Origin of the sequence: Streptomyces sp. cf386, assembly GCF_900103585.1 — a bacterium.
Lineage (GTDB): Bacteria > Actinomycetota > Actinomycetes > Streptomycetales > Streptomycetaceae > Streptomyces.
The window spans coordinates 181,223-207,331 of sequence record NZ_FNHV01000016.1 but is presented as its reverse complement, the minus strand read 5'-3'; the positions used below and the strand labels follow the sequence as shown (position 1 = coordinate 207,331).

The following is a 26,109-nucleotide window of genomic DNA, read 5'->3' as shown; positions in this document are numbered from 1 at the left end:
GATGACCTCCGTCCACGAGGGCGACCTCGTTCTCAACGCGCTCGGTCAGATGGGCACACGCATCGACTGCGCCGGTTTCAACCGCCTCGACCTCGAAGGCCCGCAGGTGCTGTGGCTGGTGGCGTCCGGCGCCGTCGACCTGTTCGCGGTCGACGCCGAGCAGCAGGGCCACTGGCATCACCTCGGCCGGCTGGAGGCGGGCTCGCTGCTGCTCGGCCCGGTCGCCGGACCGCAGCACACCCTTGTGGCACGCCCGCTCAGGGACTGCGTCGTCCACCGCATCGGGCTGCGCGAGCTGTACCAGCCCGCGAACACCCAGACCTGGTCGTACGACGAGTACGGCAACCCGCAGTACGTTCCGCCGCAGACGAGCCCGCTGGAGTACGCCCTCGCTCTGGGCGTCGGCCGCAGCCTGACCATCCTCTTCCAGGCGCCGATGGCCACCGAGCGGGCCGCCGAGGTGACCGACGACGACGTGTTCTGGATGCAGGTGCCGCCGGGCAGTGTGCAGTACGGCTCGCTGTACGGCGCCGAAGCCGCAGCCGACCTGCTGATGGACCCGGCGGTCTGGCAGTCCATGGTCGACCAGCAGTACCGCCTGCTCACCACCCTGGACCGCTGGATCGAGCAGCTGGAGCGCACCCACGAGTCGCGCACGGCGGCGGGGATCAAGGCCGGCGAGGCGGTGCGTGCCCAGGCCGATCAGACCCTGCTGGCGTCCATCGGCAAGCGCGGCGACAAGCGGACGACGGCCGCCGACGCGGACGCCAGTTACGCGGCCTGCAAGCTGGTCGCCGAGGCGGCCGGGATCACGCTGGCCGAGCCCGCGCAGAGCGGCACCGAGAGCGACCGCCTCGACCCGGTCGAGCGGGTGGCCATCGCGTCGCGCGTACGCACCCGGGCCGTACGGCTGGACGGGCGTTGGTGGCGGGACAACGTGGGGCCGCTGGTGGGCCATCGCGCACTGTCGGGCGCGCCCGTGGCGCTGCTGTGGCGGCGCGGCGGCTATGTCGCCGTCCATCCGGCGACCGGTCGTGAGACGCCGATCGAGAAGGCCAACGCGGAGGAGTTCGAGCCGCGCGCGGTGATGTTCTACCGCCCGCTGCCCGACCGCGCGCCCAGCCCGCTGCGGCTGCTGCGGTTCAGCATGCGGGGCACGGGCGGTGATCTGACCAACCTCATGATCAGCGGACTGGTGACGGTCGCGATCGGCGCGCTGGTGCCGATCGCGACGGGCAAGGTGCTCGGCGAGTTCGTGCCGAAGGCGCAGACCGGGCTGATCGTGCAGTTCTGTCTGGCCGTGATGATCAGCAGCGTGGTGGCCGCGGCCTTCATGCTGCTGCAGAACCTGACGATCCTGCGCCTGGAAGGCCGTATCGAGGCGACCCTTCAGCCGGCCCTGTGGGACCGGCTGCTGCGGTTGCCGACGAAGTTCTTCACCGAGCGCTCGACCGGCGAGCTGGCGAGCCAGGCCATGGGCATCAGCGCGATCCGCCGTCTGATGGCCGGAGTCGGCCCCGTCGTCGCGTCGTCGGTGACGGTGGGCGCGATGAACCTGGCGCTGCTGTTCTGGTACAGCGTGCCGATGGCGCTGGCGGCGATCGGCATGCTCGTCGTCATCGCGGCCGTGTTCCTGGGGCTCGGGCTGTGGCAGGTCCGGTGGCAGCGGCGGCTGGTGGTGCTGAGCAACAAGCTCAACAACCAGGCGTTCCAGACACTGCGGGGGCTGCCGAAGCTGCGGGTCGCGGCCGCGGAGAACTACGCGTACGCGGCGTGGGCCGACCGGTTCGCGCACAGCCGTGAGCTTCAGCAGAAGGTGGGGCGGATCAAGAACCTCACCACGGTGCTGGGCGCGGTCTATCTGCCGGTGTGCACGCTGCTGATGTTCATGCTGCTCGCGGGTCCTGCGCGCGGGTCGATGTCGGCGGCGGCCTTCCTCACCTTCAACACCTCGGTGACGATGCTGCTGACCTCCGTCACCCAGCTGACCGGCTCGTTCGTCTCGGTGGTGGCCGCGCTGCCGCTGTTCGAGGAGATCAAGCCGGTGCTGGACGCGCAGCCCGAGGTCCGCACGGCGAGCACCCGGCCGGGCCCGCTGACCGGGTCGATGGAGGCGCGTCGGCTGTCCTTCCGGTACTCCGACGACGGTCCCCTGATCCTCGACGACGTGTCCTTCGACATCCGCCCGGGCGAGTTCGTGGCGATCGTCGGCCCGAGCGGCTGCGGCAAGTCGACGCTGCTCAGGCTGTTGATCGGCTTCGACAAGCCGGTCTCCGGCAGTGTGCTCTACGACGGCCAGGACCTGGCGGCGCTCGACCAGTCGGCCGTACGGCGCCAGTGCGGGGTCGTGCTCCAGCACGCCCAGCCGTTCACCGGTTCCATCCTGGACGTCATCTGCGGTACGGAGCCGTACACGCCGGAGGAGGCGATGGCGGCGGCGGAGATGGCGGGGCTCGCCGAGGACATCAAGCGGATGCCGATGGGGCTGCACACCATCGTCTCGGGCAGCGGCGCGATCTCCGGCGGTCAGCGGCAACGCCTGATGATCGCCCAGGCGTTGATCCGCCGCCCGCGCATCCTGTTCTTCGACGAGGCGACCAGCGCCCTGGACAACGAGACGCAGCGCACGGTCATCGAGTCGACCAGGGCCCTCAACGCCACCCGCATCGTCATCGCGCACCGCCTGTCGACGGTGCTGGACGCCGACCGCGTGATCGTGATGGAGGACGGCAAGGTCGCCCAGCAGGGCCCGCCCGCACAGCTCCTCGCGGACACGAGCGGACGGCTGCACGAGCTGGTCCGGCGCCAGATGGCGTGAGGGCGGCGGCGGCGCGGCAAGTACGGGGGCATCCCAAGCCCAGGGACGCCTCAGGGGTTCGCGGGGCAACCCCTGAGGCGTCGCCCTGAGGGTGACCCCGACCACGACCCGGTGCCTTCCCTGATTCCCGTCCTGCACGGTTGTGCCCCCGATCGGATCACTGCGACGTTGATCATGCGGGCAACCCCCGTGATCCGTCAGGCAGGACTCTCGGAAGGGATTTCATGCAACCGCTCTTCAGGGCGCTCACCGGAGTGCTCGCCGCGGGATTGCTCGCGGGATTACTCACCGGGGTGGCGACGCCGGGCGTCGAGGCGGCGGACGCCGGCCCACCCGGCGACGGCTCGTCGCCCCAGGAGTCGATCGACTGGACCCCGTGCCCGCAGGACGCCACGGCGGAATGCGGGACCCTGCGTTTGCCCGTCGACTGGTCGGACCCGTCGGCCGAGACGTTCGGTCTCGCGGTGGCCCGTCGCAAAGCCGCGGATCCGGCTCGCCGGGTAGGCACACTGCTGGTCAACCCGGGTGGGCCGGGCGCTTCGGGTGTGAGCTTCGCCGTGCGGGATGCCAAGTCCCACTTCAGCGAGGACATTCTGGAGAGGTTCGACATCGTCGGGTTCGACCCGCGCGGAGTCGGCGGCAGCCATCCGGTGAGGTGCTCCACCGAGCTGCTGGACCGACGGCCGTCGCCTTACCCCCGCAACCAGGCACAGTTCGATCGACTCGCCGAGTACAACCGCACGTTGGCCGAGGACTGCCGACGGCACACCGGTCCGCTCTTCGACCACGCCGACACCTTGAGCGTCGTCCGGGACATGGACGCGCTGCGAGCGGCGCTGGGCGAGGAGAAGATCAACTACTTCGGGCACTCCTACGGCACGCTGATCGGCGAGCAGTACGCCGAGGAGTACGGCGGCCGCATCCGGTCCATGGCCCTCACCGCGAACATCGACCACAGCCTCGGCACCCGGGAGTTCCTCGTCTCCTCCGCTGCCGCCGCCGAGGACTCGTTCCACCAGTTCGTGCAGTGGTGCGACCGCACCAGCTCCTGCGCCCTGCACGGCCGGGACGTGACCGCCGTGTGGAACGAACTGCTCGCCAGGGCGGACCGGGGGGAGATACACGATCCGGAGCGTCCGGACCAGATCCTGACCGGCGACGCGATCCGTCTCGCCGCCTTCATGGAGCTCTACGGCCCGGACCCGGACGAGCTGGCCGCCTATGTGGCGGGCCTCGACGCGCAGAATCCGAACGAGCGGCGAGGATCCGGTCAACCCCGACAGGCCAAGCCGTCGGCGGCACAGGAGCCGCGACCATCAGCAGCGGCGGAACCGCAGACGAAAGCGGACCCGTTCGCCGCGGTCTTCTGCCAGGACTGGAGCATCCGGCCGAAGGACTACCGGGAGTACGCCAAGCTGGCCCAGGCGGAACTGCGGGCCGCCCCGCACATGCGCGACTCACCTCGCATCCATGACGGCGTGGCCCGTTGCATCGGCATGCCCGACGAGGTGAACAACCCGCAGCACCGGCTGCGCATCACCGAGGCCCCCAAGATCCTCATGCTGCATGCGCGGCACGACCCGGCGAACCACTTCACATGGGCGGCCAACGTCCACCGCCAGACCCGCGGGACGACCGTCCTGCTGCCGTACGAGGGCACGGGACACAGCGTCTACGGGCGCAGTGACTGCACACGTGACGCCGTGGACGACTACCTCACGGAGCTGAGGCTCCCGAGAGCGGGGAGCAGTTGCGCCCCCGCCGGGACGGACTGATCGCGCGCGGCCGAACCCGGTCAGGCGTCCAGGCCCGGGACCGGGGCGCCCGAGGGGACACCCGCGGCCACATAGCCGGCGTAGATCTCCTTCCAGGGCGCCTCGGCCCCGGCGTGCGGACCCTCGAAGCGCTCCCCGCGCGCGTGTGCGTCGAGCGCGGACAGGCAGACCTCCCAGCCGGCGCTGTTGCGGGCGGCCGTGTCCTGGGCGACGAGGACGTTGGTGAGCGTGAAGCGGGTGCGCTTGTCGTCCAGGGCCTCCAGGTCGAAGTGCAGTTCGTCGCCGCCCCACTCGAAGGACAGGTGCCGGGGCTCGTCGACGGCGATCACCCGGCCCGTGGAGTCCTCCATGTTCGGGTCGCCCCCGAACTTGATCGTGCCGCCGGGGCGCAGATCGATCTCGGCGCGGGACGGGAACCAGTGGGCCAGTTCATCGGTGTCGGTCACGAACTGCCAGACGCGCTCGACGGGATGGTCGTAGGTACGGCTGAAGCGGACGGCCGGGCGGCCGTCGTCCAGGGTCAGATAGGTGCCGGTGAGGTCGGCGGTCATGGTGGATCAGTCCTTCGTGGTGGGTCCCTTGTCGTCCGACGTGTCGTCGAGTCGGCGGCCCAGAGCGTCCAGGCTGCTGTTCCAGAGGTTGCGGTACGGGGCCAGCCAGGCATCGAGCGAGGCGATCGGGGCGGGGTCGAGGGCGTAGACACGCCGCTGCGCGTCCTGCCGTACCCGCACCAGACCCGCCTGCCGCAGCACCTTCAGATGCTTCGACGTGCTCGGCTGGCTCAGCCCGCATGCCTCCACGATCTCCCCGACGGGCCGCGGCCGCTCCAGGAGCAGCGCGACGATGGCCCGCCGGTGGGGATCGGCGAGGGCGCTCCAGAGGGAGGCGTCGTCGGACATGAGTCCAATATGCCTCTGCGGTTATATGCCCGTCAAGGAATACGGCCCGCTCAGGAATACCGCTCGCTCAAGAAGATCCGCACGCTCAAGGAGCCGCACTCACTCCGTCGGCACCGCGGCCGGCAGGCCGAGTGCGGTGGAGACATGGCGCCAGATGGAGGTGAGCGCCGTGTCGAGGGTGACCGTCGGGTCGCGCAGCATGAGGCGGATGCCGTAGCCGTCGCTCAGGGACAGCACGAGGGTGCTGAGGTCGTCCACGTCGGTCGGCGTGAACTCGCCGGAGGCGATGCCGCGCCGTATCGCGTCGGACACCCAGCCGTGCAGCTGGGCGTACAGGTCCACGGCGAAGACCCGGGTGGTCTCGTCGCGCAGGGCCCGCACCCACAGTTCCTGCCACAGCCGCCAGTCCTGGTGGAGTTCGGGATCGGTCGGCAGCAGGTTGCGCAGGATGCGGGCCAGGACGACCGCGGCCGGTGCCGTTTCCGCGTCGCGTTCGACGTCGAGGGCCGTGTTGGCGAACGAGTGCGTCATCGCCTCGGTGAACAGCTTCTCGCGCGTGTCGAAGTGGTAGTGCAGCAGCGCCGTCGACACTCCGGCCCGCTCGGCGACCATGCGCATGCGGATCTTCTCGAAGCCGATGTCGGCGATGACCTCGCACGCCGCGGTCAGGATGCGCTCGCGCGTGTCTGCCGTGCGCACCTTGGTGGACACCCTGCGGCTCCCCTCGTTCGGTGGTCGTAGGTCATGACCATCTTCCCTCACGGCCGGCTCACCGGTACCGGTACGTCGCGATGTGGCTCCTCGTCGTACGCGTGGAAGCCTCGCCCGGACTTCCGCCCCAGCAGCCCGGCCTCCACCATCCGGGACAGCAGCGGGGGCGGTGAGTACTGGGGCTCGCGGAACTCGGCGTACAGGGACTCGGCGATGGCCCGTGTGGTGTCCAGGCCGATCAGGTCCGTCAGGGCCAGCGGGCCGAGCGGGTGCGCGCAACCGAGGACCATGCCGCGGTCGACGTCCTCGACGGTCGCGCTGCCCGACTCCACCATGCGGATGGCGGCCAGGAGATAGGGCACGAGCAGCGCGTTGACGACGAACCCGGCCTTGTCCCGGGTCCGGACGACCTCCTTGCCGAGCGTTCCGGTCACGAAGTCCTCGGCCCGTGCCGCGGTGGTGGGAGAGGTGAGCAGCGACGGCACGAGTTCGACGAGCCGCAGCACCGGTACGGGGTTGAAGAAGTGCACGCCCACGACGCGATCGGGGCGGGATGTCGCGGCGGCGAGCCTGATGACCGGGATGGAGGAGGTGTTCGTGGCGAGGAGGGTGCGGTCGCCGGTGATCACGGAGTCGAGCCGGGTGAAGACATCGACCTTGAGGGCCTCGTCCTCGGCGACCGCCTCGATGACCAGGTCGTGGTCGTGCAGCGCTTCGAGCTCGTGGACGACGGTGATCAGGGCCGCGGCGGCCTCCCGTCGTTCGTCGCTCAGCCTGCCGTTGGCGGTGGCCCGGTCGAGCGAGCGGGTGATGCGGAGGCGGCCGGCCCGGGCCGCCTCCGCGTCGCGCTCCACGACCGTGACCGGTACGTCGGCCCGTGCGCAGACCTCGGCGATACCGGCGCCCATCAGCCCGCAGCCGACGACTCCCACGCGCTTGATGTCGGTCATCCGTCTCCCTCTCTCTGGTCTGCGGTGGTACGGCTCAGGCGCTGGGCAGGTCCAGGACCCCCGAGCCGCGCTTGACGAGCTCGTTCGCGATGATCAACCGCTGGATCTCGGAGGTGCCCTCCCAGATCCGGTCCACGCGCAGCTCGCGGTAGAGCCGTTCGACGGCGTACGAGCGGTCGTAGCCCCGCCCGCCGTGGATCTGGAGGCACCGGTCGACGACCCGGCCCGAGGCCTCGCTCGCCGAGAGCTTGGCGATGGCCGCCTTGGCGTGCAGGGTCTTGCGCTCCTCGGCCGACGCGTGGTCGATCTCCCAGGCGACCTGGTGGGTGTAGGCCCGGTTGACGGCGATGTCCACGGCGCAGTCGGCGAGCATCCCCTGGATCAGCTGGTACGAGGAGATCGGCGCCCCGAACTGCTCGCGCTCCACCGCCCAGTCACGGGACAGCTCCAGCGCCCGCTCGGCCGCGCCGATGGTGCGGGCGGCGATCATCAGGCGTTCCTCGGTGAACCAGGAGCGGGTGATGTCGTATCCCTCGCCGACGCCGCCGAGCACGGCGTCCTCGCTCACCTGCACATCGGTGAAGGTGAACTCGGGGTGCTCGTACACGAAGGTGTGCATCCAGCGCGGGACGCGGGTCATCTCGATGCCGGGCGTGTCCTTGTCGACGAGGAAGAGGGTGGGGGCGCGCTCGGGGCCCGCCGCCGCGAGCACGATCATGAAGTCGGCGTGGTCGCCGACGGTCACGAACCACTTCTCACCGTTGAGCACCCAGCCCTGGTCGTTCCGGATCGCGGTGGTGGCGAGGTGCTGCGGGTCGGAGCCGGCGCCGGGCTCGGTGACGGCGTAGCAGTCGCGCCGCTCGCCCTTGATCACCGGGACGAGGAAGCGCTCGCGCTGCTCGGGGGTGCAGAAGCGCAGCGCGTTGGCCGGCCGCCACACCATGTCCCACAGGGCGCCGGTGAGCCGCCCCAACTCCTCCTGCACGGTGACCTGTTCGGCGATGGTGAGGCCGGCGCCGCCCCACTCGGCGGGCATGTTGACGGCCTGGAGTCCGGCGTCGAGGACGGCGTCACGGACCTTGGTGTGCGCGTCGGCGGGCAGGCCGTTGTCCTCCTCGCACTGGGTCTCGTAGGTGGCGATGAAGTCGGTGAGGGCGCGCGCGTCGGCCTTGAGCTGAACCTGACGCGGGGTGAGGCGGAAGTCCATGGAAGTCCTCGCTGATGAAGGGTCGGGGGTCAGTGCGTGGGCAGGGCGAGGGCGCGCGTGCCGCGCTTGATGAGCTCGTTGGCGATGATCAGCCGCTGGATCTCGGAGGTGCCCTCCCAGATCCGGTCCACGCGCAGCTCGCGGTACATGCGCTCGACGGGATAGGTGCGGTCGTAGCCCCGGCCGCCGAAGATCTGCAGACAGCGGTCGGCGACCCGTCCTGCGGCCTCGCTGGCGGCGAGCTTGGCGGTGGAGGCCTTGGCGTGCAGCGTCTTGCGGTCGGTGCCCGGCTGGTCGGCCTCCCAGGCGACCTGGTGGGTGTAGGCCCGGTTGACGGCGATGTCCACGGCGCAGTCGGCGAGCATCCCCTGGATCAGCTGGTACGAGGCGATGGGCGCCCCGAACTGCTCGCGCTCCACGGCCCAGTCACGGGCGAGTTGCAGGGCGCGCTCGGCCGCACCGACCGTACGGGCCGCGATCATCAGGCGTTCGTCGGTGAACCATTCCTTGGTCAGCTCGTAGCCGTTGCCGACGCCGCCGAGCACGTCCTCGTCGGCGACGAAGACGTCGGTGAAGGTGAACTCGGGGTGCCCGTTGACGGCGGAGTGCATGAAGTGCGGGACCCGGGTCATCTCGACGCCGGGCGCGGCCCGGTCCACGAAGAACAGCGTCGGCTGCCGTTCGGGTCCGGCGTCCGCCTGCACGAGCAGGAAGTCGGCGATGTCTCCGCAGGTGACGAACCACTTCTCGCCGTTGAGTACCCAGCCGCCGTCCGTGCGGTCGGCCGTGGAGGTGCCGGAGGACGGGTCGGATCCCGCGCCCGGCTCGGTCACCGCGAACGCGTCGAACTTCTCCGCGCGGATCACCGGCAGCAGATACTTCTCGCGCTGCCGCTCGTCGCCGTACGCGAGGACGTTGGCGGGCCGCCAGGGAATGTCCCACAGGCAGTTGGTGACCTTGCCGAACTCCTCCTCGACGATGACCTGGTCGAGCAGGCTGAGTCCGGCGCCGCCCCACTCGGCGGGCATGTTGATGGCGTAGACACCGGCGTCCATGGCGGCCCGGGTCAGTTCGGTCACGAGCTGCTGCGGCAGGGGCCCGCCGGCCTGCTCGGACTGGTCCTCGTACCGCATGAGCAGCCGGGCGTACTCGGCGGCGCGACGCTTCAGGTCGGCCTGCTCGGGGGTGTAGCGCATGTCCATGGGGACCTCTTCCAGTCGGTCAGGCGAGTACGGCGCGGGAGTCCAGTGCGAGGACTCCGTCGGGGCGTACGAGAAGGGGGTTGACCTCGATCTCGGCGATCTCCGGGTGAGCGGCGGCGAACGTCGTGATCGTCTCGACGGCCCGCGCGGCGGCGGCGACGTCGACGGGCGGGCGTCCGCGCACCCCGTCGAGCAGGGCGGCGGTGCGCAGTCCGCGGAGCAGGTGCAGAGCGCGGTCGGCGGGCACGGGAGCGAGGGTGAAGGCGACGTCGTGCAGTGCCTCGGCCAGCACTCCGCCCAGGCCCACCATGGCGACCGGGCCGAAGCGCGGGTCCCGGTTGACGCCGACGATCAGCTCGATGCCGTCGGTCAGGTCCGCCATGGCCTCGACGGAGTAGGCGGAGGCGCCGAGCCGGGCGTGCATCTCGCGGAAGGCGGCGAGCAGTTCGTCGGGTCCGGCAAGGCCCAGTGCCACTCCCCCGGCATCGGACTTGTGCAGCAGATGCAGGGCCTTGAGGACGTACGGGGCCGTGAACTCCTGGGCTGCGGCGAGCAGTTCGGCCTCGTCGTGGATCTCCTCGGCGGCGGGGAAGGCGAGTCCGGCCGCTTCGAGGGCTCTGCGTGTCTCCATGTACCCGCTCTCGCGCATCGGGGACGCGGGCCGAGGAAGGGGTACGACTCCCGTGCTCTGCGCGCCCGGTGCCGTGGCGGCGAGTGCGCGGGCGGCGTCCTCGGTGGCTCCGAAGACCGGTACGCCGGCGGCGGCGAGGGTGCGGCAGCTGGGCGAGTCGGGGTACATCGACTGCACCACGAGAGGCTTGGCGGTGGCGCGGTGCCGTGCGGCGATCAGGCGGGCGGCGGTCTGCTCCCCGTCCGCGAGCGCCCTGCCTCCTCCGCCGAGCCCGCCCTCGGCGGCCGCGTATCCGCCGAAGTAGCCGGTCATCAGCACGGCGTCGACCTCCTCGGCCGCCAACAGCTCGGCGACCGTCTCCGCGTACGAGCCGGGGTCCTGCTCGCCCATCCCGGCGAGGTCCACCGGGTTGGCCACGGCCGACTGCTCCCACAGGGCCTCCCGCAGCCGCTGCCGCGTCGGCTCCCGGAGTTCGGGGACGGTCAGCTCGGCGGCCTCGACGGCATCGGCGGCTATGACGCCGTGGCCCCCGCCGTCCGTGAGCACGGCGACCCGGTGGTCGGCGGCCCGGCGCCCACCGTTCAACGCGGCCAGGACGACGGTGAGTTCACGCGGTGTGGCGACCAGCTCCACCCCGGCGTCCCGGCACGCCGCGGCCACGACGTCGGCGGAGGTGGTCAGCGCCCCGGTGTGCGACTGCGCGCTGCGCGCGGAGGCGTCCCCGCGCCCGGCGGTGAGCAGCACCACGGGCTTCCCGGCGTCGGCGGCGGCCTCGGCGAAGGCGCGTCCGTCGCCGAAGTCCTCGGCGTAGACCCCGATGGCCCGGGTGCCCTCGTGCCGGGCGCAGTCGGCGAGCAGGTCGACGAGGGTGACGTCGGCCTGGTTGCCGAGCGAGACGAAGCGGGAGAAGCCGAGGCCGTGCGGATGGAAGCGGAGCTGGAGTTCGAGCGCGAGATTCCCGCTCTGGCTCAGCAGTGCGACGCCGCCAGGGGTGAAGGTGTCGGACGCCAGGAAGAGGTCGGTGGTGTTGTCGGCCAGCCCCAGGCAGTTGGGCCCGACCATCACGGCACCGGCGGCGCGCACCCGCTCGGCGACGGCGTCCTGCCGGACCCGCCCCGCGTCGCCGGTCTCGGCAAACCCGGCGGTGATCGCGACGATCGCCCGTGCCCCGCAGTGCAGGGCCTCGTCGACGGCGTCCTCGAAGCCTGCGGCGGGCACGGAGACCACGGCCAGGTCGACGGGTTCGCCGATGGCGCTCAGGCTGGTCGCGGCCGTGCGGCCGAGTACCGTGCCGCCCCGGCGGTTGACCAGGTGGACGGGGCGCCGACCGTTGGCGCGGACCGCCTGCGCGGCGATGGCGTGGCCGTACTTGGCCGGGTCGTCGCTGGCACCGACGACGGCGACGGAGACGGGGTCGAAGAGTGCCGACAGATCGCGTCCCATGTCACTTCACCAGCCGCAGCGCGGAGTTGGGGCAGGCATCGACGGCGGCCTCGGCGGAGTCCTCGCCGCCCGGCGGCACCTCGGTCACACGCACCTGTGCGTAGCCCCACTCGTCGAGGTCGATCTGCTCGGGCGCGGGTTCCTGGCAGAGGCCGTAGCCCTGGCAGCGGGTGGAGTCCAGCAGGAGTTTCATGAGACGGGTCCTTTCGGTACGGCGGGTTCGGGCGTCTCGGCGGGAGGTCGGCTCTCGTTTCCGGCGCGCGGGTCAGGGCACGGACACCGCGAACCGGCGTCCGTCCTCGGCAGCCGCGTCCGAGCACACGGGGCAGGCGGCCCCGCGATGGGCGTCGACCCGGTCGGGGAAGTGGGCGAGGAGGGTCGCGCCGATCCGTGCGGCGGCGTCGAGCAGCCCGCAGGCACCACGGCCGGGGAGCTGCCGCGACCAGCGGTGCAGCTTCTCGACCGTGTCGTGGCCCGCCTCCCCGCGTGCCACGGCCACGAGGGCCTTGGCCAGCGCACCGGTGCCGGAGACACACACCCCGCACTGCCGGGCGCTCTGCGCCCCGAGGTACGAAGCGGCCTCGACGGCCACGGCGACCGGGCAGTCCTCGGGGCCCAGGAAGTGCAGTGCTCCGCAGCCGAGGGCTCCGCCGGCGGCGTTCAGGCTGTCGTGGTCGAGCGGTAGATCCGTCCAGCCCTCGCCGTACAGCCCGCCGAAGAGCCCGCCCAGCAGCACCGCGTCGGCCCTGCCGTGCCCGCACAGATCGGCCAGGACCTTCAGATGCGTACCGGCGGGCACCTCGATGAGCGCGGCACCACCGCCGGCACCTGAAGCGGCACCGCCGCCGGCCCCCGAGACGGTCACCAGATGGGACCCCGCGACAGCGTCCGCCGCGTCGGGGCGCGAGTACATCACCGCGACGCGGGCCAGCGTCTCCACATTGGCGACCAGCGTGGGCGCGCCGCCGACACCGGCCTCGAACGGGCGCGGGGGCTTCGCCGTGGGCAGCGCCGGGCCGCCGTCGATGCGTCGGACGACCGCGGTCTCCTCCCCCGCGACATAGGTGTGCTCGGTCCGTACGACGTCGATGCGCAGCTCGGGGGAGCTCTCGGCGAGCGCCCGCCGCACGGCCCGCTCGGCGAGGGCGTCGGAGAGGTACACGACCCCCCGCCCGGCGCCGGTCACGGCTGCGGCCAGCCGTAGTCCGTCGAGGACCACGTGCGGGCGGTGCCGCAGCAGCCAGCGGTCCTTCACGGAGCCCGGTTCGCCCTCCTCGCCGTTGGCGACGACGACACGCGGGCCCGCCGCGTCACGGACGGCACGGAGCTTGACCGCGGCCGGGAAACCGGCCCCGCCTCGGCCACGCAGCCCCACGGCGGCGATCCGGTCGAGCAGACGCTCGGGCGCGACCAGCGGCGCGTAGCCGCCCTCGGCGAGGTAGCTGTCGATGCCCTCGGCTGCCCCGAGCGGCGGACCGAGCAGGCCGAGCCGTCCTTCGGGGAGGAGGGAGAACACGCCGGTCATACGGTGCTCCTGGGTTCGGTGCGGCCGGTGAGTGCGGGTGCGGGGCGCGACCTCAGGCAGGCCAGTGCCCGCTCCAGGTCCCGGCGCTGCGGGGCGGTGCGCTCGTAGCCCGCGCCGGGCAGGCCGATCAGCATGCGGTGGTGATCGAGGACGACCTGGCCGGCCAGCAGCGCCGCCCCCGGGTCGGTACTGCGGGATCCCGCCGCGTCGACGACCAGGTCGGTGACTTCGCGCAGGTAGCGCAGCCAGCCGCGCTGCGTGCCGCGCAGCACCAGCCGCTCGACACGGTGGCGCTCGGCGGCGACGAGGGCCGACGGCGGGCGGCCGACGGCCGGGGACCGCAGGGCGGCCACCGCGGCGGGCAGCTCCTGTTCGGGCTCCGGCGTGAGGCCGAGCCATACGAGACTGCGGCGAGCGCTCATGCGTGCCTCCGGGGTCGCGCCGCTTCCGGGTGATCCGGGATCGCCGTTTTCGGGTGATCCGGAGTCGCGCCGTTTCCGGGTGGTCCGGAGACGGGGGTGGCGCGGCCATGACGTGGGACGGTGATGCTCCGGCGCCGTGACGCGAGGGGCGGGGAGCTGTGCGGGGTGTCCGGATCCGGACGCCCGACGTGGCGCGGGCCGATGGCCCACGGGTTTGCGGAACGCGCCTGGGCCTCCGTCTGCGGGCCTGGGCCGTCCATCCGGCACGAGACTAACTAACTAATTAGTCAGCCCACAAGTCTTGACTTGCCGCCTCGGCCGCCCCACTCTGACTAACCAATCAGTCAGCCGGATCGCGGCAGGTCCGCAAACCCCACCTGCCCCCGTCCGGCCCATCCCCTCACCGCCCATCGCCGCCGCAGCGGCGCGGAGGAGGACCCCATGAACCCCTCGACGACCCGGGCACCCGGCATCGTCTCCCCAGCCCCGCCGGGGCCGCTCCCCGAGCACCCGGGGGAAGCCCTGGCGGCCCGCTACTACACCGATCCGGCCATCGCCGAGGCCGAGACCGACCGCATCTTCGCCAAGTCCTGGCAGCTCGTCTGTCACGAGTCCGACCTGCCCGGCCCCGGCGCCCGGCTGACCGCCACCGCCGCCGGCCGGGAGGTCCTGGTCGTCCGTACCGAGGACGGCGGTCTCGCGGCTCACCTCAACGTCTGCCGGCACCGCGGCACCCGTCTGGTCACCGACCCGGAGCCGTCGGGCAAGGCGATCCGCTGCCCGTACCACGGCTGGACCTACAAGCTGGACGGCCGGCTGGTCGGCGCCCCCGAGGCCCGCCGGATCCCCTGCCTGGACAAACCGAAGCTCGGTCTCCACCCGGTCAACGTGGAGTCCTTCCTCGGCTTCGTCTTCGTCAACCTCGACATGGAGGCGACCCCGCTCGCCGAGAGCTGCGCCGGGCTCGCCGAGGCCGTAGGGCACTACGCCGGGCCCGGTCTGGTCCCCGTCGGCAAGCACCGTATCCACGACGTGTCGGGCGGCGAGGAGCAGAACGCCAACTGGAAGGTGATCGTCGACAACTACCTGGAGGGCTACCACGTCCCCGTGGCCCACCCGGCGCTCATGCGACTGCTCGATTACGCGGCGTACACGGTGGACGTCCAGGAAAACTACGTCCTGTTCGAGTCGCCCCTGCGTGACAAGCCCTCCTCGAACTGGACCGAGCGGCTCTATCAGCGGCTGGCGACGCCGATGCCGGGGCTGGTCGAGGCCGACCGGCGGGTATGGCGGTACGCCGTGATCTACCCCAACACGCTCATCGACTTCTACCCTGACCACGTGCTCGCGTGGACCGCCCTGCCCACCGCCCAGGACCGGGCGACGATCCCCGGTGCCTTCTACACCAAAGTCGGCGAGGGTTTGCGCACGCGGCTGGCCCGGCGGCTGAACATCCACATCGGCTGGGTCACCAACGACGAGGACGCCGAGCTGGTGGAGCGGGTGCAGGCCGGTATGGGGACCCCCGGATTCGAGCCGGGTCCGCTGTCGCAGCGCGAGGCCGCCGTCGGCTGGTTCGCGCGCCGGGTCCGGGAGGACCTGGAGAAGGACGCGCGGTGACACCCGCCGCCCCGGCGCTCGCGCCGCACCCGCACACCGCCGCCGTACCTCTGTCGCCGGCCGCGGCGTTACCGCGCGCAGTCTGAGCCGCGCACGCACCCTCCCCAGACCGGTCTTCACTGCGGAATCAGGGCCTGAAGTGAGCCGACCAGCCGGTCCCGCCCTGGACTTGTGCCGTTCCTCGACGGAGAGGACGCTTCATGTCCCCCGAGGTACCACCGCCGTCCCGACGCGCCCTACTGCGGGCGGGCGCCTGCGGCCTGCTGGGCGCAGCGGCCGGCGGTTGCGGGTTCATGCCCGCGAAAAAGCCCGACGCCAAGCAGCTCGCCCCGGTCGAGGCGCGCGTCGACGGCGATCTCGTCTACTTCAACTGGGCCGACTTCGTCGACCCGTCCGTGTTCAAGGGCTTCGAGAAGGAGTACGGCGTCAAGGTCATCCAGTCGAACTTCGACTCGATGGAAGGCATGGTCGCCAAGCTCAACGCGGGCAACCGCTACGACATCATCTTTCCGACGGCCAAATGGGCCCAGCGCCTGGCCCGAGGCGGGCGACTGCGCCGTATCGACCACTCCATGCTCACCCACGCGCAGGACATCTTCGGCATGTACGACTACTTCGCCGACCCCTGGTACGACCCCGGCTCCGCGCACACCGTCCCCTTCACCGCGTACAAGACGGGTATCGGCTGGCGGCGCGACCGGATCGGTGAACTCACCGACTCCTGGCGGGACCTGTGGAACGACCGGGCCAAGGGCAAGGTCTTCCTGCTGGACGACCGCGACGAGGTGCTCGGCATGGGCGCCCTCGCGCTGGGCCTCGACGTCAGCACCGGTGACACCGGCGACCTCGACCGCGTCACCTCACTGCTGGGTACCCTGCGCCCCCGCCTGCGGGGTTTCTCCAGCGACAGCTACAACAACCTCCTCAACGGCAACGCGCTGATCCAACAGGCGTGGAGCGGCGACATGGCCGCCATGCTCTACCAGGCCGAGGACCCGTCCGTGTTCGGGTTCGAGGCCCCCAAGGAGGGCACGCCGATCAACTCCGACTGCTACGCCATCCCCTGGAACGCTCCCCACCCCGGCACCGCGATGCTGTTCATCGACTACATGCTGCGGCCGGAGAACGTGAAGAAGAACATCGAATACATCGGCTACCCGATGCCGGTCGCGGGCTCCGAGAAGACCTACGCCGATCTTGTCGAGCCCTTCCCGGAGTGCATGGTCACCCAGGACGACCTGAAGGCCGGCCTGTTCTTCCGCAACGGCGGCAGCGCGGCGGAGGACGCCCGCGACACCGCATGGACCCATGTGAAGGCGGGCTGAGACATGGCACTGCTCCGCCCCTCCTCGCGAGGCCGTCGCCGGGACACCTCCGGAAACCGGATGTGGATCTGGTTCATGCTGCCGGGCACCCTGTGGATGACCGGCTTCCTGATCGCCTCGCTGGCCCTCGTCGCCGTCCTCGCGGTCGGCACCACCGACGAACTCGGCAACCCGCGCTTCGGCTTCGACCTGGCCGGCGTGCGCGCCCTCGCCGACCCCGCCTACACCGAGGTCCTGGCCCGCTCCCTCGGCTATGCCCTGCTGACCTGCGTGATCTGTCTGCTGATCGCCTATCCGGTGGCGTACACGATCGCCCTGTACGGCGGGCGCTACAAGCACGCGCTGATCGCCGCGATCGTGGTGCCGTTCTTCGCCAACTACCTGGTGCGGATGTACGGCTGGTCGGTGGTCCTCTCCGACGACGGGCCCGTCCTGAGCGCGCTGCGTGCGGTGGGCCTGGCCGACGCGGGCACGAAGATCCTCAACAGCGGGTTCGGTGTGATCGCGGGACTCGTCTACGGCTTCGTCGTCTTCATGATCATCCCGTTGTACGCGGCCCTGGAGCGGCTGGACGTCTCCCTCATCGAGGCCGGCCGCGACCTGTACGGCGGCCCGGTCCGCACCTTCTTCTTCGTCACCCTGCCCGCCACCCGGCAGGGCGCGGCGGCCGGGCTCGTCCTGGTCTTCCTGCCCGCCATGGGCGACTTCGTCAGTGCCCAGCTCATGGGAGGCCCGGACCAGATCATGATCGGCAACCTCATCCAGGACAAGTTCTTCCAGGGCCAGAACTGGCCGCTCGGCTCGGCGCTCACCATGCTGCTGATGCTGGTCCTGCTCGTCGGGATGCTCGGCTATCTGCGCCGTACCCGCAAGGACGAGGCGGAGGCACTCCGATGACTCTGATCCGCCTCCCCTCCGCCACGACCACGGCCCGTCCGACCCCGCGGACCCGCATCCGACGCGCCCGCGCCCACCGCAGGCCCCGTGTCCTCATCGCGGTCACCGGGCTGTTCTTCGCGCTGCTCTACCTGCCCATCGCCGTGGTGGCGCTGTTCTCCTTCAACTCCCAGAAGTCCCTGACCGTGTTCGACGGGTTCAGCCTGCGCTGGTACCGGGCCTTCGTCCACGACGACGTCCTGATCGCCTCCCTGGGCACCAGTCTGCGCATCTCCCTGGTGGCGATGGCCGGTTCGGTCCTGCTCGGGGTGGCGCTGGCGCTGGGTCTGGTCCGCTGCCGCACCCGGCTCGGCTCACTGGCCGGACTCGTCATGCTGGTGCCGCTGATCACGCCGGAGATCGTCACGGGCGTGGCGTCGATGCTGCTGTTCAAGGGACTGGGCGTGCCCCTGTCCACCGGCACGGTGATGCTCGCCGAGATCACCTTCTCGATCTCGTACGTCACCGTCATCCTCCGCTCCCGCGTCGCCGCGCTGAACCCGGAGGTGGAGGAGGCCGCGATGGATCTCGGCGCCACCCGGTGGCAGGCGGTCCGGCTGGTGACGCTGCCGGCGCTGCTGCCCGCCGTGCTCGCCTCCGCCGTACTGATCTTCGCGCTGGTCTTCGACGACTTCGTCCTCGCCTACTTCACCACCGGCGTCGATCCGCAGCCCCTGTCGGTGCGCATCTACTCGGCGATCCGCTTCGGGGTGCAGCCCACCATCAACGCGGTCGGCACGCTGATGCTCGCGGGATCCATCGCCCTGATCGCCCTGGCCCTGTTCATCCCACGCCTCTTCGGCCGCCGCGGCGGCCTCGACATCCTCTCCGGGGAGTGACTCCATGGACGCGACCCCCGCTGTCCGGCTCGACGGCGTCTCCAAGCAGTTCGCCGACTCCTACGCCGTGCACCGCCTCGACCTCGACATCGACTCCGGCCACTTCTTCTCCCTGCTGGGCCCGTCCGGCTGCGGCAAGACCACCACGCTGCGCATGATCGGCGGGTTCAGCGATCCCACCGAGGGTGCGGTGCTGCTGGCCGGTGAGGACGTGACACACCTGCCGCCGAACAAGCGCAACGTCAACACGGTCTTCCAGAGCTACGCGCTCTTCGACCATCTGAGCATCGCCGACAACGTCGGCTTCGGCCTCAAGCGCAGCGGCGTCGCCAAGGCCGAGATACGGCAACGTGTCGGCGAGATGCTGGAGCTGGTCCAGCTCTCCGGGCTCGCCGACCGCAGGCCCCGTACCCTCTCCGGCGGCCAGCGCCAGCGCGTCGCCCTCGCCCGCGCGCTGGTCAACCGGCCGGCCGTGCTGCTCCTCGACGAACCGCTGGCCGCCCTCGATCTGAAGCTGCGCCGGCAGATGCAGGTGGAGCTGAAGCAGATCCAGCGCGAGGTCGGCATCACCTTCGTCTTCGTCACCCACGACCAGGACGAGGCACTGACGATGTCCGACCGGATCGCCGTGATGAACGCGGGCCGTATCGAGCAGTGCGGCACCCCCGAGGACATCTACGAGCATCCCGCCACCTCCTTCGTCGCCTCCTTCATGGGGACCTCAAACCTGATGACCGGCACCTACCGGGACGGTGAGGTGGCGTTGGAGAAGGGTCCCGCCCTGCCTGTCGGGACGCGTTCCGACATCGCGGACGGCACCGCCGTCAGCGTGTCCGTGCGCCCCGAGAAGATCTGGCTGTCCGACTTCGAACCGGGCATGTCGATGCTGAGCGGTGTGATCCGCGAGACCGTCTACAGCGGCCCGACCACGACCTATCTGATCGAACTCGCCCCCGGCGTCACGCTGTCGGTGCTGGAGCAGAACACGGCCCGTGCCCGCATGGAGGACCGCTGGAGCGGCGGCGAGTCGGTGGAGTTCGGATGGCGGCCGGAGCACTGCCTGGTCCTGGCCTGAGAACCCCTCCTTCTGCAGCCGAATCTCTGTGATCGAAAGCGAAGCTGATGCATCACGACGTGATCGTGCTCGGCGCCGGTCTCGCCGGGCTCTGTGCAGCCCGGGACCTGGCCGCCGCCGGCACCGACGTGCTCGTCCTGGAGGCCCGGGACCGCGTCGGCGGCCGGGTCGAGCAGACCCGTACACCCGACGGCCGTACCGTCCAGCTGGGCGGCGAGGTGGTGGGCAACGGGCACACCGCCTATCTCCGACTCGCCAAGGAACTCGACCTCGACCTGGTCCCCAGCTATGTCGAGGAGCCCGGCCGCATCACCCGTGCCACTGCGGAGGGCGTCTCGGCCGGTGACCCCCCGCACTGGTTCGGCACCGGTGACGCGGCCCTGCACGAGCGCCTGAGCGGCGAGTTCACCGCGCTCGCCGCCACCGTCGACCCGGACGACCCCTGGTCGCATCCGGACGCTGCCGCCCTGGACCGCCTCTCCGTGGCCGACTGGCTGCGCTCCCGGCAGGCCACGCCCGCCGTCGTACGGCTGTGGGACATCGGCCAACTCGCCCTGGCAGGGGGCTCCTACGAGCGGATCTCCCTGCTGGCGGCGCTGCGCAAGAGCGCCGCGGTCCCCGGCTCCGGCACGGGCGACTACGACTACGCCGACTGGGAGGGGCTGCGGCTCGCGGACGGATCGGCGACGCTCGCCGAGGTCCTCGGCCGCGAGCTGGGCCCGCGCATCCGGCTCGGCTCGCCCGTCGCCGCGCTGGACGTACGCCCCGGCCGGTGCTCCGTACGTCTGGTCGCCGGCGAGGTCCTCACCGCCGGGGCGGTGGTGAGCGCCCTGCCCGTCGGTCCGCTGCGCGACGTCGCCATCAGCGGGGTGAGCGAGGCGCGGCTCGCCTCCCTGCATCGGCAACGCCAGGCCACGGCCGCGAAGTTCGCCGCGGTCTACGACCGTCCCTTCTGGAGGGAGGCCGGTCTGAACGGTCTGTCCGAGGCAGAGGGTGTGCTGGGCAGCACCTGGCCGCAGAACGAGGGCGTCTTGTCGGCGCTGATCCCGCCCGAGCGATACGGCGTCCTGCTGGGCACCCCGCCCCAGCTGCGAACCCCCGAGCTGCTCGCCGAGATGGCCGGCATGTTCGGCGACGAGGCACTGGAGCCGGCCTCCTGCCATCTGCGGCTGTGGGGCACCGATCCGTGGACCCAGGGGTACGTCACCCAGTGGCCGCCGGGCGAGGTGATGGCGGTGGGGCCGCTGCACGGCACCCATGAACCGCCGTTCTACGTGTGCGGCTCCGACCAGTGGGTCGCCGGATACATGGAGGGCGCCGTGCGCACCGGCCGCGCCGCCGCCGAGGAGACGCTGCGCCGTGGCTGATACCGACCGCCTCAACCACATCGGCGGCAGGGACGTACCGGCCGCGTCCGGCGCCATCCTGCCCTTGATCGACCCGGCCACCGGACTCCCCCACGGGACGGCCCCGCTCTCCGGTCCAAAGGACGTGGACGCTGCCTGCCGGTCGGCCGACGAGGCCTTTCACGGCTGGTCCTCGACGACTCCGGCGCAGCGGCAGACCGCACTGCTGCGCATCGCCGACGCGCTGGAGCGGGAGGCCGACGCGCTGGCGGCGGCCGAGGTGACCGACACGGGCAAGCCGCGCGCCCTGTTCCTGGCGGACGAACTGCCCGCGATCGTGGACGTGTTGCGGTACTTCGCCGGAGCCGCCCGGAACCTGCCGGGTGCCGCGGCGGCCGAGTACACGCCGGGCCGCACGTCCGTGGTGCGGCGCGAGCCGGTCGGCGTGTGCGGCCAGATCACGCCGTGGAACTACCCGCTGATGATGGCCGTGTGGAAGGTCGCCCCCGCGCTGGCCGCCGGGAACACCGTCGTCCTGAAGCCGTCCGACACCACGCCGTCGTCGGCCGCGCTCCTGGCGCGGCTGGCCGCCGAGCATCTGCCGCCCGGTGTGCTCAACGTCGTCTGCGGCGACCGCGACACCGGGCGGGCCCTCGTCGCCCACCCGCACATCCGGCTGGTGGCCGTCACCGGAAGTGTCCGCGCCGGACAGGAGATCGCCGCCGCGGCGGCCGTCGACCTCAAGCGGCTGCACCTCGAACTCGGCGGAAACGCACCGGTGTTGGTGCACGCGGACGCCGATCTCGACGACGCGGTCGAGCAGTTGTCGGCGCTCGCCTTCTACAACGCGGGGCAGGACTGCACGGCCGCGACCCGGATCCTGGTGGACCGACGGATCCACGACGGCTTCCTGGCCCACTTCGCCGACCGGGCCGCGCGGCGGCTGCCCGGCGCACCGGACGACGAGCACGCCGACTTCGGGCCGGTCGCGAACGCCGCCCAACTCGCCGCCGTACGCGGCCTGTTGGAGCGGCTCCCGGACCACGCCGAGGTCATCACGGGTGGCGCCGCTCTGGACCGACCCGGCTACTTCCACCAGGCCACGGTGGTCGCCGGGGTGCGGCAGCGGGACGAGATCGTGCAGAGCGAAGTGTTCGGGCCGGTCGTCACCGTCCAGCCGTTCACCGACGAGTCCGAGGCCGTCCGGATGGCCAACGACGTTCCCCAGGGGCTCGCCGCGAGCGTCTGGACCCGCGACCACGACCGCGCCATGCGGGCGAGCCGGGCGCTGCGGACCGGCATCGTCTGGGTCAACACCCACGGCACGACGGTGTCGGAGATGCCGCACGGGGGCGTTCGCCACTCCGGGTACGGCAGCGATCTCTCCCTCACCGGTCTGCTCGACTACACGCAGGTCAAGCACGTCATGCTGTGACGCCCCCCGGGCGCCAGGCGGTCCGCCTCACAGCTTCGCGCCGAAGGCCTGCGTCCACCAGGGGCCGCCCGAGCCCTTGTGGATGCCCACGCCGATGTCCTTGAAGGAGCAGTTGAGGATGTTGGCGCGGTGGCCGGGGCTGTTCATCCAGGACTCCATCACCGCCTCCGGGGTCTGCTGGCCCATGGCGATGTTCTCCCCGTACGTGGACCAGCGGTAGCCCGCGGCGGTGATGCGCTGGCCGGGGTCCTCCCCGTCCGGGTTGGTGTGGTCGAAGAAGTCGCGGGCGGCCATGTCCTCGGAGTGGCCCAGCGCGGCCTTGTTCAGCAGGGTGTCCTCGGCGACCGGACCGCACCCGGCGGCCGACCGTTCCTTGTTCACCAGCGCGACCACCTGGCCGACGGTGTCCGTCGGGACCGGCTGCGACTGCGGCGTACTGGACGCGGTGCGAGTCGGCCTGGGCGTCGGTTTGGGAGTGGGCGAGGCCTTCTTGGTGGGTTTGGCGGACTTGGAGGGGCTCGCCTTCTTCGACGGTGACGCGGAGGGCGAGGGAGACTTGGAAGGTGACGGGGACGTCTCGACGGGACTCACTTCCGAGAGGTCCACATCGGGGGCGCCTGAGGCGGCCTGCGCGGCGGTCGGCTCCTCGGTGCCGGAGCCGGGGGTCCTGTCGAAGTACCAGAGGCCGCCGCCCGCCACGCAGGCCGCCACCACGACACCTCCGACGGCGCGGCGCCGGATACGTCGACGCCGACGGGCCTGGCTGCGGGAGGCCACCCGGCCACCCGCACCACGGTGCCCGGCATTGCGGCCCGCCCCGGAGTGGCCCCCGGACTCTTTCAGCCGGGAGGCCGAGCCGACCGCGGCCATCCCGCCGGAGGCGGACAGCACCCGCTCCAGGAGCGCGGGCGCCGCGACGACTAGCGCGAGTCCGGCCAGGAGGCCTTCGGCGGGCATCAACCCGCTCCACATACCGGAGCATTGCACGCAATCACGGGCATGCCGGGCTATTCGCTTACGCCAGAGCGCCGAGGGCCGGCCGTCCCAGGAGGCCAGCAAGCCGTGCAGTTCCGGGCAGCGGGGCCGCCCGTCGAGGGCCCGCACCACCACCCGGGCCGCCTCCAACTGCGCCTTCATCCGCTGCACCCGTACCGCTGTGTGCTGCGGCGACAGCTCCAGGGCGGACGCGACCTCGGCCCGGGTCAGCTCGCCCGCGCACTCCAGCCACCAGAGGGACAGCAGCCCTCGGTCGTCGGGCTCCAGCCAGCGTGTCGCGCGTGCGGTCTCCTGACGCTGACCGGACAGCTGGAGCTGCACCATGGTCAGGTCCACGAAGTCGGCGCCCGGATCCGCGAGATCCTGGGCCTCCTCCACGGCGCCGGGGGCGGACTGGCGGTCGTGCCAGTGGGCCCGGACCTGGTTCATCGCGATCGCCACGAGCCAGGAGCGGAAACTCTCGGGAGTGCGCAGACCGCCGAGCGCGTCGAGGGCACGGAGCATGGTGTCCTGCACGACGTCATCGACGTCGACGGAGCCGTTCAGAGCCCTCCCCACGATGTTGTAGACCAACGGGAGGTACGCACCGACCAGGGCATCCTGAGCCTCCGGGTCGCCGTCTCCGGCTGCGGTGACCAGTGCCGCCAGTTCCGTCGCGCGCTCTGTACTCATCAAAAACTTCCCTGTCCTCGACGCCGAACGAAGCTGTCCGATACATGGGAGATGGATCGACGAGCCGCGGATAACGGTTCTTCGGACGCTTGTTCCACGAGAGACTCACGGGGTTGGCGGGGCGGCGCAATGGGGGACGTCACATTGGCGGGACCCAGCCGTCGACCGCCCGGAGAGGACGATGCTCGACAAATGGGATGAAAAGTCAATCACTTTGGACTGAATTCATCAGGTCGAGTGAACCAGATCTTGCGCACGGCGCGGCGGGGATGCCGACCCCCGCCTCCGGGTAACTACCCGCATCAAATGCCCCCCTGCCGAGGTGGAGCGGACATGACGCCGGACGCCGACGACCGCGCCCCCAATCCGACCGAGGAAAAGGCGGCGGACCCACTCCGCCACGTGCCACCCCCGGCGAACAGTCATGCCCGCACCCGTAGATGCGGCCCGTTCACCGTGGTCGAGGTTCTGGGCGAGATCGATCTGGCGACCGCGGTGTTCGCAGCCGAGCACCTGGACGCGGCGACCGCGCGACCGGAGCCGGACGTGCTCGTCGATCTGCGGCGGGTGGACTTCTTCGACTGCTCGGGACTGCGCGTGCTGTGCCGGGCCGAGACGCGGGCCAGGGACCGGGGCGGTCGCCTCCGGATCGTCTCCGACGCACCGCGGATACGGCGGCTGCTGCGCGGTGCCGGCCTGCTGGACCGGTTCGCGCCATTGGCGGGCATCCCCGGGGAGGACGGTGATGCTCCGTAGCGATCCGAGGTGTCGGCCGGGCGGCCCCACTCCGCCCGACCGACCCCCGGTACGAGATCGCGGGGGCCTCACGGCAGGACGCGCACTCCCCATCCGCGCGCCTCTGCCGAACTGCACGGGGCCATGCGATCCCGGTCCTTTAGAACGCGAAGAGGCTCGTCCCGTAGGAGCCCTTCACGCACTCGTTGGCGAAGGTGCGCTCATAGGAGACGCGCTTGCCCTGCCAGACGCCGTCGACCGTGACGATCACCGGGTCGTACTGCTTGGTACACAGCACGCCGTCTCTGGCTCTCAGCGCGTCGAAGTCCCCGCCCACGCCCCGCAGTTCGACACAGGCCGACATGGCGTCCGGGTGCGTGCCGGAAGCCGTCGGGGCGCAGCTCAGGGTGACCGCGCGCACCGGCGTGGTCACGGTGGCGCTGTCGCCGTTGGCCAGGGTGAGCACCAGGGCCGAGGGGGCGTAGAGCGAGGCGGGGGTGGCGTCCTGGGCTGCCAGGGCGGATCCGGTGAGGGGTCCGCAGACGGCGGTGGCCGTGAGGCCGAGGGTCGCTGCCCAGCGCGCGGTGTTCCGCATTGTGTGCATCCTTCCGCTCGAGTTGAGGGTGTGTCGACTCCGACGCGATCGGTGCCGGAGCGACGAGCGGGAGTCTGCCGAGTCCGCCGCCGAAACTCACATCGACACCACGGGTTTCAGTAACCTTGCGTATTGAATCAGTGGCGTGAAGTAACGGACTTCGAACGTTCCAACGCCGAAACTTGGCGGCTCTTGATCGTTCCAAGTCGCCTCGTGGCCGGTTTTCGCACGCTGATTAATAGGCCTGAAACATTCCGATTGGGCCCTCCGATTGAGCTCTCGGCTGACTCGCCGCCTGCCCCTTGTGTTCATGAAGCGCCGAAGTAATCGTCATTACATGATTACCAGCGAACAACGACAGAAGCTGCGCGGCTGGTTCGCCGGCCGTCTGCCGGACGACCTCTTCGAGGAACTGACCGAGGTCACGGTCGACCGCGAGGAGATCACCGTGATCGGCCGTATCCCCGCTCCCCACCTGGCCGAGGACGTCTCGGCCGCCGAGCGGGAGGCGGCCGTGGAGGGCCGGATCCAGGAGTTCCGGGAGCGCACCCGGGAGACCCGGATCGGGGTGGCCCGCGAGGCGGAGCACCGGTTCCGCCGGAAGGTGTCCTGGGGCGTGGAGTGCGACGGTGAGCGCGCCCTGTTCACGCACATCGCCGCGCCGGTGATGACCCGGTTGCGCCAGCCCGAGCGCCAGGTCCTCGACACCCTGATCGCCGGCGGGGTCGCCCGCAGCCGCAGCGACGCGCTCGCCTGGTGCGTCCGGCTGGTCCAGCGGCACACGGACGACTGGCTCGCCGAACTGCGCGATTCCCTGGAGAACGTCCAGCGGGTGCGGGCACAGGGACCGGACGCGGAGCCGGAGGACGCGCCCACGGACAGCGACTGATGATGGAGGTTTCGTCCACTCGGCGCACCGAAGATGGATGAACCGTCCTCTGGTGCGGATCTC

General features: G+C 71.1%; 23 protein-coding genes. 11 read left to right on the top strand and 12 right to left on the bottom strand.

The window, feature by feature from the left end; translation table 11 throughout:
* Position 1 precedes the first annotated feature (1 nt).
* Entirely contained in the window at positions 2-2,818 is a 2,817-nt protein-coding gene (locus tag BLU79_RS34715; RefSeq protein WP_093909960.1) for an NHLP bacteriocin export ABC transporter permease/ATPase subunit, read from the top strand.
* Positions 2,819-3,042: 224 nt separating this feature from the next.
* Entirely contained in the window at positions 3,043-4,593 is a 1,551-nt protein-coding gene (locus BLU79_RS34710) for an alpha/beta fold hydrolase (protein WP_093909959.1), read from the top strand.
* 20 nt (positions 4,594-4,613) lie between these two features.
* Here the strand turns inward: BLU79_RS34710 and BLU79_RS34705 are convergent, their stop codons facing one another.
* From BLU79_RS34705 to BLU79_RS34660, 10 genes are all read right to left on the bottom strand, one after another.
* Complete coding sequence (locus BLU79_RS34705) at positions 4,614-5,144, bottom strand: SRPBCC family protein (protein ID WP_093909958.1); 531 nt, start codon at positions 5,142-5,144, stop codon at positions 4,614-4,616.
* Between the two features lie 6 nt (positions 5,145-5,150).
* Entirely contained in the window at positions 5,151-5,492 is a 342-nt protein-coding gene (locus BLU79_RS34700) for an ArsR/SmtB family transcription factor (protein ID WP_093909957.1), read from the bottom strand.
* A gap of 99 nt (positions 5,493-5,591) precedes the next feature.
* Positions 5,592-6,203, bottom strand: a complete 612-nt coding sequence (locus BLU79_RS34695) for a TetR/AcrR family transcriptional regulator (RefSeq protein WP_093909956.1) — start codon at positions 6,201-6,203, stop codon at positions 5,592-5,594.
* Between the two features lie 47 nt (positions 6,204-6,250).
* Positions 6,251-7,153, bottom strand: coding sequence for a 3-hydroxybutyryl-CoA dehydrogenase (locus BLU79_RS34690; RefSeq protein WP_093909955.1), 903 nt, complete (start codon positions 7,151-7,153; stop codon positions 6,251-6,253).
* Between the two features lie 34 nt (positions 7,154-7,187).
* Positions 7,188-8,360 (bottom strand): acyl-CoA dehydrogenase family protein, encoded by a 1,173-nt coding sequence (locus tag BLU79_RS34685; protein WP_093909954.1) that lies wholly within the window; start codon positions 8,358-8,360, stop codon positions 7,188-7,190.
* A 29-nt stretch (positions 8,361-8,389) separates the two neighbouring features.
* On the bottom strand, positions 8,390-9,562 hold the full coding sequence (locus tag BLU79_RS34680) for an acyl-CoA dehydrogenase family protein (protein ID WP_093909953.1): 1,173 nt from the start codon (positions 9,560-9,562) through the stop codon (positions 8,390-8,392).
* A gap of 19 nt (positions 9,563-9,581) precedes the next feature.
* Positions 9,582-11,636 (bottom strand): acetate--CoA ligase family protein, encoded by a 2,055-nt coding sequence (locus BLU79_RS34675; RefSeq protein WP_093909952.1) that lies wholly within the window; start codon positions 11,634-11,636, stop codon positions 9,582-9,584.
* Position 11,637: 1 nt separating this feature from the next.
* Positions 11,638-11,829 (bottom strand): ferredoxin, encoded by a 192-nt coding sequence (locus BLU79_RS34670; RefSeq protein WP_093909951.1) that lies wholly within the window; start codon positions 11,827-11,829, stop codon positions 11,638-11,640.
* A 72-nt stretch (positions 11,830-11,901) separates the two neighbouring features.
* Positions 11,902-13,161 carry an NADH-ubiquinone oxidoreductase-F iron-sulfur binding region domain-containing protein gene (locus tag BLU79_RS34665; RefSeq protein WP_093909950.1) on the bottom strand — a complete coding sequence of 420 codons (1,260 nt, stop codon included), beginning with the start codon at positions 13,159-13,161 and terminating at the stop codon, positions 11,902-11,904.
* Positions 13,158-13,583, bottom strand: a complete 426-nt coding sequence (locus BLU79_RS34660) for a hypothetical protein (protein ID WP_093909949.1) — start codon at positions 13,581-13,583, stop codon at positions 13,158-13,160. The genes BLU79_RS34665 and BLU79_RS34660 overlap by 4 nt, the downstream gene beginning before the upstream one ends.
* Positions 13,584-14,024: 441 nt before the next feature.
* On the opposite strand from BLU79_RS34660, the gene BLU79_RS34655 reads away from it, so the two are divergent.
* The 7 genes from BLU79_RS34655 (at position 14,025) to BLU79_RS34625 (ending at position 22,159) form a co-directional block, all read left to right on the top strand.
* Positions 14,025-15,203 carry an aromatic ring-hydroxylating oxygenase subunit alpha gene (locus tag BLU79_RS34655; protein ID WP_093909948.1) on the top strand — a complete coding sequence of 393 codons (1,179 nt, stop codon included), beginning with the start codon at positions 14,025-14,027 and terminating at the stop codon, positions 15,201-15,203.
* Between the two features lie 200 nt (positions 15,204-15,403).
* A complete protein-coding gene (locus BLU79_RS34650; protein WP_093909947.1) occupies positions 15,404-16,528 on the top strand; it encodes a polyamine ABC transporter substrate-binding protein in 1,125 nt (374 codons plus the stop codon).
* A 3-nt stretch (positions 16,529-16,531) separates the two neighbouring features.
* A complete protein-coding gene (locus BLU79_RS34645; RefSeq protein ID WP_107489326.1) occupies positions 16,532-17,425 on the top strand; it encodes an ABC transporter permease in 894 nt (297 codons plus the stop codon).
* Positions 17,422-18,303, top strand: coding sequence for an ABC transporter permease (locus BLU79_RS34640; protein WP_093909945.1), 882 nt, complete (start codon positions 17,422-17,424; stop codon positions 18,301-18,303). Before BLU79_RS34645 ends, BLU79_RS34640 begins: the two co-directional genes overlap by 4 nt.
* Before the next feature lie 4 nt (positions 18,304-18,307).
* Positions 18,308-19,378: an ABC transporter ATP-binding protein gene (locus BLU79_RS34635; RefSeq protein ID WP_093909944.1), complete on the top strand. Its 1,071-nt coding sequence runs from the start codon at positions 18,308-18,310 to the stop codon at positions 19,376-19,378.
* 47 nt (positions 19,379-19,425) lie between these two features.
* Entirely contained in the window at positions 19,426-20,745 is a 1,320-nt protein-coding gene (locus tag BLU79_RS34630) for a flavin monoamine oxidase family protein (RefSeq protein ID WP_093909943.1), read from the top strand.
* Positions 20,738-22,159, top strand: a complete 1,422-nt coding sequence (locus BLU79_RS34625; protein WP_256333577.1) for an aminobutyraldehyde dehydrogenase — start codon at positions 20,738-20,740, stop codon at positions 22,157-22,159. The genes BLU79_RS34630 and BLU79_RS34625 overlap by 8 nt, the downstream gene beginning before the upstream one ends.
* Before the next feature lie 27 nt (positions 22,160-22,186).
* Here BLU79_RS34625 and BLU79_RS34620 read toward each other — a convergent pair whose 3' ends face one another.
* On the bottom strand, positions 22,187-23,827 hold the full coding sequence (locus tag BLU79_RS34620; RefSeq protein ID WP_093909941.1) for a sigma-70 family RNA polymerase sigma factor: 1,641 nt from the start codon (positions 23,825-23,827) through the stop codon (positions 22,187-22,189).
* 333 nt (positions 23,828-24,160) lie between these two features.
* Between BLU79_RS34620 and BLU79_RS34615 the strand changes: the two genes are divergently transcribed.
* Positions 24,161-24,583, top strand: coding sequence for an STAS domain-containing protein (locus tag BLU79_RS34615; protein ID WP_093909940.1), 423 nt, complete (start codon positions 24,161-24,163; stop codon positions 24,581-24,583).
* A gap of 139 nt (positions 24,584-24,722) precedes the next feature.
* Here the strand turns inward: BLU79_RS34615 and BLU79_RS34610 are convergent, their stop codons facing one another.
* Positions 24,723-25,157, bottom strand: coding sequence for a protease inhibitor (locus BLU79_RS34610; protein ID WP_093909939.1), 435 nt, complete (start codon positions 25,155-25,157; stop codon positions 24,723-24,725).
* A gap of 337 nt (positions 25,158-25,494) precedes the next feature.
* Here BLU79_RS34610 and BLU79_RS34605 point away from each other — a divergent pair, with 337 nt between their 5' ends.
* Positions 25,495-26,046: a hypothetical protein gene (locus BLU79_RS34605; RefSeq protein WP_093909938.1), complete on the top strand. Its 552-nt coding sequence runs from the start codon at positions 25,495-25,497 to the stop codon at positions 26,044-26,046.
* Positions 26,047-26,109 lie beyond the last annotated feature (63 nt).

Excerpts from the sequence above, each read along its gene's own strand:
- BLU79_RS34715 (WP_093909960.1), top strand. The coding sequence starts at position 2 with ATGACCTCCGTCCACGAGGGCGACCTCGTTCTCAACGCGCTCGGTCAG.
- BLU79_RS34710 (WP_093909959.1), top strand. The coding sequence starts at position 3,043 with ATGCAACCGCTCTTCAGGGCGCTCACCGGAGTGCTCGCCGCGGGATTG.
- BLU79_RS34705 (WP_093909958.1), bottom strand. The coding sequence starts at position 5,144 with ATGACCGCCGACCTCACCGGCACCTATCTGACCCTGGACGACGGCCGC.
- BLU79_RS34700 (WP_093909957.1), bottom strand. The coding sequence starts at position 5,492 with ATGTCCGACGACGCCTCCCTCTGGAGCGCCCTCGCCGATCCCCACCGG.
- BLU79_RS34690 (WP_093909955.1), bottom strand. The coding sequence starts at position 7,153 with ATGACCGACATCAAGCGCGTGGGAGTCGTCGGCTGCGGGCTGATGGGC.
- BLU79_RS34685 (WP_093909954.1), bottom strand. The coding sequence starts at position 8,360 with ATGGACTTCCGCCTCACCCCGCGTCAGGTTCAGCTCAAGGCCGACGCG.
- BLU79_RS34680 (WP_093909953.1), bottom strand. The coding sequence starts at position 9,562 with ATGGACATGCGCTACACCCCCGAGCAGGCCGACCTGAAGCGTCGCGCC.
- BLU79_RS34675 (WP_093909952.1), bottom strand. The coding sequence starts at position 11,636 with ATGGGACGCGATCTGTCGGCACTCTTCGACCCCGTCTCCGTCGCCGTC.
- BLU79_RS34670 (WP_093909951.1), bottom strand. The coding sequence starts at position 11,829 with ATGAAACTCCTGCTGGACTCCACCCGCTGCCAGGGCTACGGCCTCTGC.
- BLU79_RS34665 (WP_093909950.1), bottom strand. The coding sequence starts at position 13,161 with ATGACCGGCGTGTTCTCCCTCCTCCCCGAAGGACGGCTCGGCCTGCTC.
- BLU79_RS34660 (WP_093909949.1), bottom strand. The coding sequence starts at position 13,583 with ATGAGCGCTCGCCGCAGTCTCGTATGGCTCGGCCTCACGCCGGAGCCC.
- BLU79_RS34655 (WP_093909948.1), top strand. The coding sequence starts at position 14,025 with ATGAACCCCTCGACGACCCGGGCACCCGGCATCGTCTCCCCAGCCCCG.
- BLU79_RS34650 (WP_093909947.1), top strand. The coding sequence starts at position 15,404 with ATGTCCCCCGAGGTACCACCGCCGTCCCGACGCGCCCTACTGCGGGCG.
- BLU79_RS34645 (WP_107489326.1), top strand. The coding sequence starts at position 16,532 with ATGGCACTGCTCCGCCCCTCCTCGCGAGGCCGTCGCCGGGACACCTCC.
- BLU79_RS34640 (WP_093909945.1), top strand. The coding sequence starts at position 17,422 with ATGACTCTGATCCGCCTCCCCTCCGCCACGACCACGGCCCGTCCGACC.
- BLU79_RS34635 (WP_093909944.1), top strand. The coding sequence starts at position 18,308 with ATGGACGCGACCCCCGCTGTCCGGCTCGACGGCGTCTCCAAGCAGTTC.
- BLU79_RS34630 (WP_093909943.1), top strand. The coding sequence starts at position 19,426 with ATGCATCACGACGTGATCGTGCTCGGCGCCGGTCTCGCCGGGCTCTGT.
- BLU79_RS34620 (WP_093909941.1), bottom strand. The coding sequence starts at position 23,827 with ATGAGTACAGAGCGCGCGACGGAACTGGCGGCACTGGTCACCGCAGCC.
- BLU79_RS34615 (WP_093909940.1), top strand. The coding sequence starts at position 24,161 with ATGACGCCGGACGCCGACGACCGCGCCCCCAATCCGACCGAGGAAAAG.
- BLU79_RS34610 (WP_093909939.1), bottom strand. The coding sequence starts at position 25,157 with ATGCGGAACACCGCGCGCTGGGCAGCGACCCTCGGCCTCACGGCCACC.
- BLU79_RS34605 (WP_093909938.1), top strand. The coding sequence starts at position 25,495 with ATGATTACCAGCGAACAACGACAGAAGCTGCGCGGCTGGTTCGCCGGC.